Source organism: Streptomyces sp. NPDC030296 (assembly GCF_055572815.1).
Genome location: NZ_JBVICQ010000004.1, coordinates 245,006 through 257,626, shown reverse-complemented (window position 1 = coordinate 257,626; position 12,621 = coordinate 245,006). Strand labels below are relative to the sequence as shown.

Annotated in this window: 13 protein-coding genes; 7 read left to right on the top strand and 6 right to left on the bottom strand. The window is 73.2% G+C overall.

The features are described 5' to 3' along the window. The first annotated feature begins 101 nt into the window (after positions 1–101). Positions 102–737, top strand: coding sequence for a TetR/AcrR family transcriptional regulator (locus tag ACZ4Z3_RS13130; protein ID WP_468501036.1), 636 nt, complete (start codon positions 102–104; stop codon positions 735–737). Between the two features lie 73 nt (positions 738–810). Here ACZ4Z3_RS13130 and ACZ4Z3_RS13125 read toward each other — a convergent pair whose 3' ends face one another. Next, positions 811–1,461, bottom strand: a complete 651-nt coding sequence (locus tag ACZ4Z3_RS13125; RefSeq protein WP_468501035.1) for a TetR/AcrR family transcriptional regulator — start codon at positions 1,459–1,461, stop codon at positions 811–813. A 184-nt stretch (positions 1,462–1,645) separates the two neighbouring features. Between ACZ4Z3_RS13125 and ACZ4Z3_RS13120 the strand changes: the two genes are divergently transcribed. Beyond that, complete coding sequence (locus ACZ4Z3_RS13120) at positions 1,646–3,259, top strand: MFS transporter (RefSeq protein ID WP_468501034.1); 1,614 nt, start codon at positions 1,646–1,648, stop codon at positions 3,257–3,259. Between the two features lie 306 nt (positions 3,260–3,565). Here the strand turns inward: ACZ4Z3_RS13120 and ACZ4Z3_RS13115 are convergent, their stop codons facing one another. Both ACZ4Z3_RS13115 and ACZ4Z3_RS13110 read right to left on the bottom strand, forming a co-directional pair. Beyond that, positions 3,566–4,216 carry a TetR family transcriptional regulator gene (locus tag ACZ4Z3_RS13115; RefSeq protein WP_468501033.1) on the bottom strand — a complete coding sequence of 217 codons (651 nt, stop codon included), beginning with the start codon at positions 4,214–4,216 and terminating at the stop codon, positions 3,566–3,568. A 586-nt stretch (positions 4,217–4,802) separates the two neighbouring features. After that, the gene (locus ACZ4Z3_RS13110) at positions 4,803–4,931 is read right to left on the bottom strand and encodes a hypothetical protein (protein WP_468501032.1); all 129 of its coding nucleotides are present in this window, start codon (positions 4,929–4,931) and stop codon (positions 4,803–4,805) included. 186 nt (positions 4,932–5,117) lie between these two features. On the opposite strand from ACZ4Z3_RS13110, the gene ACZ4Z3_RS13105 reads away from it, so the two are divergent. The 3 genes from ACZ4Z3_RS13105 to ACZ4Z3_RS13095 all read left to right on the top strand — a co-directional run bounded on the left by ACZ4Z3_RS13105 (position 5,118) and on the right by ACZ4Z3_RS13095 (position 6,661). After that, positions 5,118–5,513 carry a DUF2795 domain-containing protein gene (locus ACZ4Z3_RS13105; RefSeq protein ID WP_468501031.1) on the top strand — a complete coding sequence of 132 codons (396 nt, stop codon included), beginning with the start codon at positions 5,118–5,120 and terminating at the stop codon, positions 5,511–5,513. A gap of 128 nt (positions 5,514–5,641) precedes the next feature. Continuing rightward, positions 5,642–6,082: a CBS domain-containing protein gene (locus ACZ4Z3_RS13100; RefSeq protein WP_468501030.1), complete on the top strand. Its 441-nt coding sequence runs from the start codon at positions 5,642–5,644 to the stop codon at positions 6,080–6,082. Between the two features lie 36 nt (positions 6,083–6,118). Then, positions 6,119–6,661 (top strand): type 1 glutamine amidotransferase domain-containing protein, encoded by a 543-nt coding sequence (locus ACZ4Z3_RS13095; RefSeq protein ID WP_468501029.1) that lies wholly within the window; start codon positions 6,119–6,121, stop codon positions 6,659–6,661. Positions 6,662–6,719: 58 nt separating this feature from the next. On the opposite strand, the gene ACZ4Z3_RS13090 is transcribed toward ACZ4Z3_RS13095, so the two are convergent. Together ACZ4Z3_RS13090 and ACZ4Z3_RS13085 are read right to left on the bottom strand one after the other, a co-directional pair. Next, positions 6,720–7,340, bottom strand: coding sequence for a TIGR03086 family metal-binding protein (locus ACZ4Z3_RS13090; RefSeq protein WP_468501028.1), 621 nt, complete (start codon positions 7,338–7,340; stop codon positions 6,720–6,722). Next, complete coding sequence (locus tag ACZ4Z3_RS13085) at positions 7,337–7,570, bottom strand: DUF6158 family protein (RefSeq protein WP_079054787.1); 234 nt, start codon at positions 7,568–7,570, stop codon at positions 7,337–7,339. The genes ACZ4Z3_RS13090 and ACZ4Z3_RS13085 overlap by 4 nt, the downstream gene beginning before the upstream one ends. 87 nt (positions 7,571–7,657) lie before the next feature. On the opposite strand from ACZ4Z3_RS13085, the gene ACZ4Z3_RS13080 reads away from it, so the two are divergent. Next, entirely contained in the window at positions 7,658–8,779 is a 1,122-nt protein-coding gene (locus ACZ4Z3_RS13080; protein WP_468501027.1) for a baeRF2 domain-containing protein, read from the top strand. An 82-nt stretch (positions 8,780–8,861) separates the two neighbouring features. Here the strand turns inward: ACZ4Z3_RS13080 and ACZ4Z3_RS13075 are convergent, their stop codons facing one another. Further along, positions 8,862–10,481 carry an ABC-F family ATP-binding cassette domain-containing protein gene (locus ACZ4Z3_RS13075; RefSeq protein ID WP_468501026.1) on the bottom strand — a complete coding sequence of 540 codons (1,620 nt, stop codon included), beginning with the start codon at positions 10,479–10,481 and terminating at the stop codon, positions 8,862–8,864. A 568-nt stretch (positions 10,482–11,049) separates the two neighbouring features. Between ACZ4Z3_RS13075 and ACZ4Z3_RS13070 the strand changes: the two genes are divergently transcribed. Beyond that, positions 11,050–12,537 carry a phosphatase PAP2 family protein gene (locus tag ACZ4Z3_RS13070; RefSeq protein ID WP_468501025.1) on the top strand — a complete coding sequence of 496 codons (1,488 nt, stop codon included), beginning with the start codon at positions 11,050–11,052 and terminating at the stop codon, positions 12,535–12,537. Positions 12,538–12,621 lie beyond the last annotated feature (84 nt).

Sequence of the window (12,621 nt, the reverse complement as noted above, 5' to 3'; positions counted from 1 at the left end):
AGCATCAACTGTGACAGTTTCATCGTCAAGGTGTTCGCGGCAGGAAATGATGAATTCATCAGGACTGCGATCGCCGTCGTCCCGGCGGTTAGACTCTGCGCATGCCTACGTCAGCCCCGCCCAGCAACCGGTTCGAGCGGCGTCGCGCGGAAACCCGCAGGGCTCTCGTGCGAGCGGCCCGGCAGATACTCGCCGAGACCGGGGACACCAGCGCCAGCATCCAGGCGATCGCCGAGCGCGCGGACGTGGGCTTCGGCTCCTTCTACAACCACTTCGACTCCAAGACGGAGCTGTTCGAGGCGGCCGTGGTGGACGCCCTGGAGGAGTTCGGCCAGAACTTCGACGAGCGCCTGGCCGGGATCGACGACCCGGCGGAACTCCTCGCGGCCGGCTTCCGGCTGAGCGCCCGCATGGCCGACTCCCACCCGGAGCTGATGCAGGTCCTGCGCCGCCGCGGCCTCGGCCACATCCACTCGGACAACGGACTGGCACGCCGGGCACTGCGCGATCTCCAGGCCGGCATCGCCTCCGGCCGTTTCAGCCCCGTCGACCCGACGGTCGCCATGTCCGCGCTGGGCGGAACCCTGCTGTCCCTGGTGGAGCTGCGATTCGCCCACCCCGAGGTGGACGGCGACGAGGCCGCGGCGGACCTCGCCGAGATGGTCCTGCGCATGCTGGGCCTGCCGACGGACGACGCCCACGAGGTCGCCCGGCGTCCCCTCCCCGACCTCGGCTGACGAAACCCGGGCGGACGACGAAGGCCGGGGCCGCGGGCCGCGGGCCGCGGCGATTGATGCTTCGGGAAGGCGCCTAAGCGCCGTCGCCCTCGGGCCGCACGAGCCCCCGGACACAGGTGGCGGCATGGCCGGCGGCCACGCCCATCGCGATCAGGGCCGCGGTCGCGGTGCCCGTGCCGTCGTCGCTCCAGGCCCCGCCGGTCACACAGTCCAGAAGGCCCAGCAGGTGCCCCTCCAGCGCCCGGGCCAGCACGGCCGGCGGAACGCTGGTCTGGAAGAGGCCCTGCCGCTGCCCCCGGCCGATGATCGCCTCCGCCATGTCGCGCGCCGGGGCGAGGACTTCTGCGACTCGTTCGGCCCCGAGGTCCTGGGGGGCGAGACGGAGCAGGATGCGGTAGCGGTCACCGACGGGCCATACGGCGAGGACGAAGCGCGCCAACTCCGTGACGGCATCCTCCGCCGGAACCGGCGGGGCCACGAACACCTGTCGCAGCGCCTGTCGCAGCGCCTGTGCGGCGTCCTCCACCAGCCCCTCCACCAGTGCGGCCCGACCGTTGAAGTGGCCGTACACGGTACGGCGCACCACACCCGCCGCCTCGGCGATGTCACCGAGGCTCGCGTCGGGGTCACGGCCGAGTTCCCGCCTGGCCGCTTCGAGGATGCGGGCCCGGGTGAGCAGGGTTCGGCTGCGTTCAGGGGCGGCCGCGAGGGGTGAGTGGGTCATGTCGGACCTCCGGTCGACGGGGAGGGCGACTCGATAGTTGCACACGGACGGGCAATAAAATAGTCTGCACATCAACGGGCAATTAACTGCTCTCGGTGCCGCGCCCAGTCCTGTCCGCGCACGCACCGCTCCCCCATCGATCCGCACCCGAAGCCTCCGCTTCCCCTCTGCCGAGGAGCCCCCGATGCCGCTCTTTGCGAACACCCCCGTCGAGAAGATGACCGAGCCCTATCCACGCCGCTGGTGGGCCCTGCTGGTCCTGTGCCTGAGCCTGCTGATCGTCGTCATGGCGAACACATCGCTGATCGTGGCCGCCCCCGACATGACCAAGGACCTGGGCCTGAGCAGCAGTGACCTGCAGTGGGTCATCGACGGCTACACCGTCCCCTACGCCGCGCTGATGCTCGTGCTCGGCGCGATAGGCGACAAGTACAGCCGCCGTGGTGCCCTGGTCCTGGGCCTGTCGATCTTCATCGGCGGTTCGGTGATGGGCGGCCTGGTCGACGAGACCAACCTGGTCGTCGCCGCCCGCGCGATCATGGGTGTCGGTGCCGCCGTCGTCATGCCGGCCACGCTTTCGTTGCTGGTGGCGATCTTCCCTCGCGGTGAGCGCGCCAAGGCCATCACGGCATGGTCCGCCACCTCAGGGCTCGCCATCGCCGCGGGCCCGCTGGCCGCCGGGTGGCTGCTGGAGGACCACGCCTGGGGCTCCACCTTCCTGATGAACGTCCCCGTCGCCGTCCTCGGTGTCGTCGGCGCACTGCTCCTGGTCCCGCCGTCGAAGGCGGAAGGCATGGGCCGGATCGACTACATCGGCGGTCTGCTCTCGATCGTCTCCGTCGGCTCGCTGGTCTACGCGACCATCGAGGGCCCGCACTTCGGCTGGGGCGTCGGCCCGATCACCGCGGCCGTGGTCGCCGGCATGGGCCTGTTGGCCTTCGTGGCCTGGGAGTTGAAGCACCCGAACCCGATGCTGGACGTGCGCAAGTTCGCCGAGCGTCCCTTCAGCGGCTCGATGCTCGCGGTGCTGTTCTTCTTCTTCGGAACCTTCGGCTCGATCTACTACTCCACCCAGTTCCTGCAGTTCGCCCTCGGATACGACGCCCTGGAGACCGGCATCCGCCTGCTGCCGCTGGCCGGCGCGGTGTTCGTCGGCGCCGCGGTCACCGGCAAGCTGGCCCCGAAGCTGGGCGTGAAGCTGGTCGTGGGCACCGGCATGGTGATCGGCACGGCCGGCGTCTTCCTGCTCACACGGATCGAGTCGGGCTCGACCTACACCGACTTCCTGGCCCCCCTGCTGCTGCTCGGCTTCGCGATCGGCCTGAGCCTGTCGCCCGCCACCGACACCATCATGGGCTCCTTCCCGGAGGACGAGCTGGGCGTCGGCGGCGGCGCCAACGACACCGCCCTGGAACTCGGCGGCGCCCTGGGCATCGCCGTCCTCGGCTCGCTGCTGGCCACCTCCTACAAGGACAAGCTGACCGACCTGGTAGGCGGCCACCTCCCGGCCGAGGCCTTGGACACAGCCAAGGACTCGGTCGGCGGCGGCATCGCGGTCGCCGAACAGGTCGCCAAGAACCCGCAGGGCGGCGCCGAACAGGCCCAGACCCTGCTGGGGGCGGTGCACGAGTCCTTCGCCCACGCCATCGCGCACACCAGCCTCATCGGCGGCTTCATCATGGCCGCCGGGACCCTGATCGTCATCGCCGTCCTGCCCGGCCGCACGGACGCCGGCAAACACCGTCAGGAAGAAGCGGCCGAGACCACCCAGGAGCAGACCGAGACCGTGGGCGCCTGAGCCCACGCGGTCTGCGGCCCATGGCCGCAGGCCGGGGACTGGGGGCCGGGGGCCGGGAACTCGTTTCCGGCCTTCTCCGCCCAGGACGGGCTGTGCCTGAGCGGCGCACGGCCCCGGACGGTGCCGGGAGGGGACACCCGGCACCGTCCCTTTCTGCTGTCCGCACCTGAGGGCCCGGCACAATCCGGCGAAAGCGGAGCTACGAGGCCCGCCGACCGGCAACCGTGCACCGCCGGTCGAGGGCAGGCCCCGGTGCCTTCGACCGGGGTCTGTTCGAACGCCTGCGTGCGCAGCCGTGCCGCGGGCTCACCCGTCAGAGACAGCCTCCGCGGTGGCCGTGGCAGCGACCACCTCTTCGACCACGACGCGCGCGTGCTTCTCCGGCACGCCGGCAGTGATGAGCGTGGTGACGGCCACCCGGGTGCCGTCGTCCTCCAGCGCCCCGATGTTGACCTGCTCCAGCAGGGCGACCGTCATGGCCTCCAGACCGGCGCTCAGCACCGCGGGCGGCAGGTGGGAGTGGAAGACACCGTCTCGCTGCCCGCGCTCCAGGATGGCCGTGACATTGACGCGGGCGGGCTTGAGGATCTCGGCGACACGTTCCATGCCCAGGTCCCGCTGGGCGAGCGCCAGAAGCATGCGGTAGCGGTCGCCGACGGGCCACATCGACAGCGAGAAGTGCGTGAGCGCCCGCTCCGCCGGCTCGGTCGCCGTCGCGCCGACCGCAGCGGCGGACCGGAGCGCCTCGGCGGCCTCCTCGGCCAGTGCCTCCAGGAGCGCCGCCCGTCCGGGGAAGTGCCCGAAAAGCGTGCGCCGTACGACACCGGAGGCGCGGGCCAGCTCCTCCAGGGTGATGTCCGGGTTCCGCCCGAGTTCCTGGCGTGCGGTGGCCAGGATGCGCGCCCGGTTGGACCGTGCGTTGCGTCGCTGCGGGACGCGGCCGACGGGCTGGGACACGGGAAGGACCTCGATGAAGGAAGGACGAACAGGGGGTGCCCTCATTCTGACACGTGGCCCCGTGCCGATCCCCGGCCACAGCCGCGGATCGGCACGCCGTGATCATGATGGAGCCCAGCGGGCGGTGGGCCTCCAGGGCGTGCCAGGGGCTGAAGGAGAGGACGTCGTCGGCGTAGCGGCGGCGGGCGTCGCTGTAGGCGTCCTGGGCGGGCAGGTGCAGCACGGCCACGGTCTGGTGCGGTGACAGCTCCTCGGGCCACGGGACCGAGGCGTCCTCCACCGGCATCCGGTCGATGTCCGCACGCAGCTGGGCCCGGATGTCGTGTTCGGCGCTGTTGTGCGCGAAGAAGTCGACGGCGAGGTCCCTCAGCGCCGACTCGCCGGCTTTCTTGTCGACCTGGCTGCCGGTGAGCTGGAGTTGCTGGTCGCTCGGGCCGGGCTCGGGCACGCGGTCGGTGACCCGCAGGACCCCCCGCCGCCGTGTCCCCAACCCGCCGCCGGCTCAGGGAGCACGGAAGGCGCCGATCCGCGTCGAGAAAAGCCGGGGCTGGGCCGCGTTCGCCCAGCGCGGCGCGTCAGGGGGCCGTCAGGAGGCGGGTACCACCGGGTCGGGCTCGGGGTCCTCGACGGGTGATAGCAGCACCTCCTCGTAGCGGCCCAGCGCCAGAACGGCGCCGAGCATCAGCATCGGAATGATCACGGCGAACACCGCCATGGGCCCGGTCCTTCCCCAGGGAATGTGCGGTGGGGGGCGTCAGGCCGGGTCTCCCCAGGGCGGACGGGCAAACCCGGGCGGCAAGCGGAACCCGGCCCGAGGGACGGATCCGGCCGCCGCCGGAACGCCCGTGTCGACACCGGGTCCTCGGGTACGCGGGGGCCAGACCAACCATGGAGGGGAGTCATGCAGCGAGGCAGCGACCGGCTGAACGTCCACCGCGACGACGAGATGAAGCACGAACTCCAGGGGTTGCTCCGATCCGGGCATCCCACCCGGACGGAGGAGTGGCACGACCCGGAGCCGTACGCCGAGGACGACCCGGAGGTCGCGCACGGGCCGGTGACACCGAGCCGCGCGCCCGCCCGGGTGGAGACGCTGCGCCTGGAGCTGGCCCGTGTCCTCGGCCGCACCTCGTTCCCGGCACGGCCCGGCGAGCTCATCCGCGTCATGCGCGACAAGCACGCCCCGGACAACCTCGTCGAACCCTTGGAGCGGCTGCCGAAGAAGGACCGCTACGACTCCGTGCACCAGCTCGCGGAGGCGGTGGTCGGCACCCGGGACGGCGACGGGAAGGGGTGACCGGACGGGCACGGAAACCGCACACGACGGGGCGCATGGCCGCCCCGCTCACGGGTACTGCGGGCCTCGTCCCACCCACGCGGACGTGTCCCCCGCATCCCGGGAGCAGCAACGAGAGGCAGACCACCATGGCTGATTTCGTCAGGGACGTCATGACGCCGGGCGTCGTGGCGGTCCGCCCGGACGCCTCACTCGTGGAAGCGGCGCAGCTGATGCGCGCGCAGGACGTCGGGGACGTCCTGGTCACCGTGGACGAGCAGCTCGTCGGGGTGCTGACCGATCGTGACATCGCCCTGCGGGCCGTCGCCGACGGCGTGGACCCGCTGACGGTGAGCGCCCAGGCCGTGTGCACCCCGAACCCCGTGGTGATCGGGCCGGACGACACGGTGTCCACGGCGGTCGCGCTGATGCGGGACCACGCGATACGGCGGCTTCCGGTCCTGGCGGACGGGCACCCGGTGGGCATGGTGAGCCTCGGCGATCTGGCCGTGGCCCAGGACCCGAACTCGGCGCTCGCCGACATCAGCCGCGCCGAACCGGACACCTGGCCGGGCGGGAACCCCGTCTGACCTGCGACGTCCGAGAAGAAAGGAGATCGAACGCGTATGCGTATCGCATTCCTGACCGCACCGGAGGGTGTGGAGCAGATCGAACTGACCGAGCCCTGGCAGGCGGCGAAGGACGCCGGTCACGAGCCGGTGCTGGTGTCGACGCGGCCGGGCCGCGTCCAGGCGTTCAACCACCTGGACAAGGCGGACACGTTCGCCGTCGACGACGTGGTCGGCGAGGTGGCCGCCGAGTCGTTCGACGCGCTGGTGCTGCCCGGCGGGGTGGCCAATCCGGACTTCCTGCGGATGGACGAGAAGGCGGTCTCGTTCGTGCGGGAGTTCTTCGAGCGGGGCCGGCCGGTCGCGGCGATCTGTCACGCGCCGTGGACGCTCGTCGAGGCGGGCGTGGTCCGCGGCAGGGTCCTCACCTCGTGGCCCAGCCTGCGCACGGACATCCGCAACGCGGGCGGCGAATGGGTCGACGAGCAGGTGAGGGTCTGCGACCACGGGCCCAACAAGCTGATCACCAGCCGCAAGCCCGACGACCTGAAGGCGTTCTGCGAGGCCTTCCTCGACGTCTTCCAGACAGCCGGCGTCTGAGCCCGGCAGCCACAGGGGCGCCCGCACAGCCGTGCGGGCGCCCCTGCTCGTTGCCCCGCTACGGCCGGCGGCCGAGCAGGCACAGCAGCGCGGTCTGCGCGTCGGCGCCCGCCGGCGGCTCCACGGGGGCCGCGAACAGCCCGCTCTTCTCCAGGTCCCCCGCGTACGGGGCGATCTCCTGCGCAGTGAACGTCACGAGGTCCTCGGGGAGCCGCTCGTCCGCGCCGATCGCGCGGGACAGGTCCCAGGTGTGGACGACGAGGTCCGCGATCATCTGCGCGCAGTACGCGGTGGCCGGGGTGTCGCCGTACGACAGGTGGACGGTCCGTTCGAGCGCTCCCGGCGCGGTGAAGGCCTCCCGCGCGGAGCGGGCCGCCGTGTCCCAGGACGCGGCCGGGTCGGGCCCCAGCAGATCCCCGTCGAACGTGTCGCCGACCTCCTCGATCATGCACCTGTCCCTGACCAGCGGCGGCACCCACAGCTGTTCGGAGACGAGGTGGTTGACGAGGTCGCGGACCGTCCAGTCGGCGCACGGGGTTCCCGCACCCCACTGGTCGGCCCGGACGGCGTGCACCCGGCCACCGAAGAGGTCCTGGGCCTCGGCGTGACGGGCGAGCAGTGGATGGGGCTCCGCCGAGCCGGACGCGTCGCCGGCCGGGTCGGATGGCGTACGCGTCATGACGGCCCCGGTCCTCGGTCCCGTGCGCCCTCGCGCGTGCGCCCGGAGACCACCGGGCGGCGGGGATGACGGCGCAGGTACTCGCCCTCCAGTTGCGCCATCCGCTCGTTGTGGGTGCGCAGCGCTTCGGACGATCCGTGCAGCAGCGTGTCGTGCCGCGTCCGGTGGATCGACTCCAGCTCCTTCATCAACTGCTGGTCGTCCAGCTGGTCCGGGTGCACTCCGGTCATGGTGGTACCCCGATCTTCGTATGCCTCCAATGAGGTCCGGGTACCCGCCCGGCAAGCGTCACCCCGAGCGGCATCCGGGAGGGAGCCATGGATCTCGCGTTCCTCCATCCACTGTACGAACATCCGGGGCCCTGGGCCTCCGTGTACGCCGGTACTGCCCCGCCCTCGCGGTCCGTGGCCCGGGAACGGTCCCTGGCGGCGGCCGCCGTCTCCCATGAGCTCGCCGAGCAGGGGGCGGACGAGGCGACGTGCCGGGCCGTGCACCAGGCGGTGGAGGAGCTGCGGCACGACACCGAGCCGCACGGCCGAGCGCTGTTCGCGCATGACGGGCGGGTGGTCCTCGATCCGCCGCTGGCCGCGCCGCCCCCGGCGAACCAGGCCTTCTGGGCGCCGCTGCCGCGCACGGCTCCGCTGCTGGACCTGGCCGGGGAGGACCCGGTGTGCGTGGTGGCGTACGTGGACCGGCGGGGCGCCCGCTTCGAGCTGCGCGGCGCGCATGGACGCGAGGGCGCCGGGGGCGTGGCCGGGCGGCGGTGGCCGGTGCGCCGGACCGGTGCGGTCGACCGGCCGGAGCGGCACTTCCAGCTGCGGGTGGAGAACACCTGGGAGCACAACGCGGCCGAGTTCGCCGACGCGCTCGCCGTGTGCCAGGAGGACACCCGCGCCGACCTGCTGATCCTCGTGGGTGAGGGACGGGAGCGGCACGCCGTGCGGGACCGGCTTCCGCGGCGGCTGCTGGACCGGGTGGTCGAGACCCCGTACGGGGCGGGCGGCGGGCTGCTCGACGAGGACGTGGCGCGCATCCGCGCCGAGCACGTCCGTCGGCGGGCCGCCGAGGAGGTCGAGCGGTTCCTCGCGGCGCGCGGCCCGGACGCCGAGGGGCGCCGGGGGGCCGTGGAGGATGTGGCCGACCTGGTGGAGGCGGCGCGGGAGCACCGGATCGACGAGCTGCTCGTCCGCGCCGAGGGACCCGACACGCATCGGGCGGTGTGGGTCGGCGAGGACCCCGACCAGCTGGCCGTGCGCCGTACGGAGCTGCGGACGCTCGGGCTCGCCGAGGACCGCGCCCGGTCGGCGAGGGCCGACGACGCCCTGCTGCGGTCCGTGGTGACCACCGGCGCCCCGGCGATCTCCGTGACGCCGGCGCCCGAGGCCGCGGAGGCCGGGATCCCGGTCGGCGGCCTGGGCGCGCTGCTCGGCCGGACATGACACCGGCCGACCCGGTGCGCGGTGGCTCACCACGCACCGGGGACCGGGCGCCGCGTCACACGCGGACCACGGTGGACACGACCTAGCGGGCGCGCTCCACCCGGCGCTCGTCCCACACCGGCTCCGGGGTCTCCCGGACCCGGCCGTCGGAGCCGAAGACGAGATAGCGGTCGAACGAACGCGCGAACCAGCGGTCGTGGGTGACCGCGAGCACCGTGCCCTCGAAGGCCTCCAGGCCCTCCTGGAGGGCCTCCGCCGACTCCAGGTCGAGGTTGTCGGTCGGCTCGTCGAGGAGCAGGGCGGTGACTCCCTGGAGTTCCAGGAGGAGGATCTGGAAGCGGGCCTGCTGGCCGCCGGAGAGCCGGTCGAAGGGCTGCTCCGCTTGTTTGGTCAGCTCGTAGCGGCGCAGCCGTGACATGGCGGCGCCCCGGTCCTGCGCGTGCTCCTTCCACAGGATGTCGAGCAGGGTCCGCCCCTCCAGCTCCGGATGGGCGTGCGTCTGAGCGAAGTGCCCGGGGACGACCCTGGCGCCGAGCTTCCACTGGCCCGAGTGGGCGACGTCCTCACCGGCGAGCAGCCGCAGGAAGTGCGACTTGCCGGAGCCGTTGGAGCCGAGGACGGCGACCCGCTCGCCGTAGAAGACCTCCAGGTCGAAGGGTTTCATCAGCCCCGTCAGTTCGAGTCCGGCGCAGGTCACGGCCCGTACGCCGGTACGGCCGCCCTTGAGCCGCATGGTGATGTCCTGCTCGCGCGGCGGCTCGGGCGGCGGCCCGGCCTCCTCGAACTTGCGCAGCCGGGTCTGGGCGGCGGCGTACCGCGAGGCCATCTCATGGCTGACCGCGGCGGCCTGCCGGAGCGTCAGCACGAGCTTCTTCAGCTGGGCGTGCTTCTCGTCCCAGCGGCGGCGCAGTTCCTCGAACCGCTCGAACCGCTGGCGGCGGGCCTCGTGGTACGTGTCGAACCCGCCGCCGTGCACCCAGGCGTCGGCGCCCGCGGGACCCGGTTCCACGCTCACGATCTTCTGGGCGGCGCGGGAGAGGAGTTCCCGGTCGTGGGAGACGAACAGGACGGTCTTGCGGGTCTCCGCGAGCCGCTCCTCCAGCCAGCGCTTGCCGGGGACGTCGAGGTAGTTGTCGGGCTCGTCGAGGAGGAGCACCTCGTCGGTGCCGCGCAGCAGCGCCTCCAGCACGAGCCGCTTCTGCTCGCCGCCGGACAGGGTCCGCACCTGCCGCCACTGCGCCTTCTCGTACGGCATGCCGAGGGCGGCCGTGGTGCAGATGTCCCAGAGGGTCTCGGCCTCGTAGCCGCGGACCTCGGCCCAGTCGGAGAGGGCCTGGGCGTAGGCGAGCTGGGCCGCCTCGTCGTCGACGGTCATGATCCCGTGCTCGGCCGCGTCGACGGCGCGGGCGGCCTCCCTGATGCCGGGCTGCGCCACGGAAACGAGCAGGTCCCGGACGGTCGTCTCGTCGCGTACGGAGCCCACGAACTGGCGCATCACGCCGAGCCCGCCGGTCACGGTGACCGATCCCCCGTGCGGCTTCAGCTCCCCGGAGACCAACCGCAGCAGGGTGGTCTTCCCGGCGCCGTTGGGACCTACGAGGGCGACCACGGCCCCCTCCCCCACCCGGAACGACACATCGCCGAGCAAGGCCCTCCCGTCGGGAAGGTAGTACTCCAGATGCGCCGCTTCGAGATATCCCATGCGGCGCATTCTCCGAGCCCCGCGAACCCGGAGGCAAACCGATAACCCACACCGCCGCCCCCGGCCACGGCACGGGTGGCACTGCGCGGCACCCAGGCCACGGCACGGGTGGCACCGCTCAGCACCGTCGGCCGCGAACGCGGACCGCCCGCCGCCCCGGCCCCAACACGACCGGCACCGCCCCCACCCCCCGGCCACGGGCACGGACCGCCCGGCACCCCGGCCGCGGACCGGCGCGTGATCCCCGCCCGGCCGGGGACGGGCGTGCGCGCTCCGCCAGCCGCTGCGGAGCCGCGCTCCCCCGGCCCGCCACCGGCGGCCGGACCTCCGGAGCCGCGTCCGCGCCCCGGTCGGTCCGCCTCGGGCTCCGGGCCGCCGGTGGCCCGAGGGCACCCCCGCCTGAGCCCGGCGCGTGGACGGGCAGTGCGCTCCCCACCCGGTCATGAACGAACGGGCACGGACGGGCAGGGCGGGCCGGGCACCGTCGCGCAGGGCCTGGCCTGCGGACGGTGGTCCGACCGCACCCCCGCCTGACACGGTTTCCGTGCCATGGGGTACCCGTGGAGCCATGACCGCAGACGTCGACCTCACCGTCCGCCCGCCGGGCCACCACATCCTCCGGGATCGTTTTCTCGCCGCGGACAGCCGCCTCTTCAACGCGGTGGCGACCCGCGAGTGGCCGGGCGCCCACCCCATGCTGCCGAGGCTGAGCCGCGCCGCCAACCACGGCGTCCTCTGGTTCGCCACGGCGGCGGCGATCGCCGCGACCCGCAGCCCGAGGGCCCGCCGGGCCGCCGCCCGCGGCGTCGCCTCCCTCGCCCTCGCCTCGGCGACGATCAACACCCTCGGCAAGCGCACGGTGCGCCGCCCCCGCCCGGTCCTGGACAACGTCCCCGTCATGCGCCAGCTGAAGCGGCAGCCGATCACGACGTCGTTCCCGTCGGGTCACTCGGCCTCCGCCGCCGCCTTCGCGACCGGTGTCGCGCTGGAGTCCCGCGGCTGGGGCGCGGTGGTCGCCCCGCTCGCGACCGCCGTCGCGCTGTCCCGCGTGTACACGGGCGTGCACTTCCCGAGTGACGTCCTGGTCGGCGCCGCGTTCGGCGTGGGCGCCGCCTACGCCGTCCGGGGCATGGTGCCGACCCGCGACCAGCTCGCGCCGCCCGGCCGCCCCCGCGCGGACGCGCCCGCGCTGCCGGACGGCGAGGGCCTGGTCATGGTCGCCAACACCGCCTCCGGTACGGCCGACCGGGTACGCGCCCTACGGGACACGCTCCCCGGCGCCGAGACCGTGGAGTGCGCACCGGAGGACCTGCGCGCCGAGCTGGAGAAGGCGGCCGCCCACGCCCGAGTGCTCGGCGTGTGCGGCGGCGACGGCACGGTGAACGCCGCCGCCGAGGTCGCCCTGCGCCACGGCCTGCCCCTGGCCGTGCTGCCCGGCGGCACGCTCAATCACTTCGCGCACGACCTCGGCGTGGAGGACGTCCGCGATCTCAGCCGCGCCCTGCGCCGGGGCGAGGCCGTCCGGGTGGACGTGGGCCACTTCCGGTCCGGTGAGACGGAGGGCCATTTCGTCAACACGTTCAGCGTGGGCGTGTACCCGGAGCTGGTGCGCGAGCGCGAGCGCTGGGAGCGGATGTTCGGCGGCTGGCCGGCCGGGGTGATCGCGGCGGTGCGTGTCCTGCGCTCCGACCGGCACCCGCTCCAGGCCACGTTCCAGGGCCGGCCGCGCCCGATCTGGCTGCTGTTCGCGGGCAACGGCACGTACCACCGGCTGGGCCTGGCCCCCGGTCACCGTTTCGACCTCGCCGACGGGCTGTTCGACGTCCGCGTGGTGCACGGCGGGCGCCGCCCGGCGCTGCGGCTGCTGGCGGCGGCCCTCGCCGGCCCGCTGACCCGCTCCCCCGCGCACGCCGCGGTCCGGGTGAACCGGCTCCGCATCGAGGGCGTCACACCGGGTACCCCGCTGGCGTACGACGGCGAAGTCACCGAGGTGCACGGCGATCTGACGCTGCGCAAGCTCCCGGAGGCACTCACGGTCTACCGGCCCCTCGACTGACCCCCGGCGTCCAACATTCAAGACGGCGGTCTCAATATTCGGCACGGGCGCGTACGGTTTCCCCAGGACCTGGAGAAGGGGAAC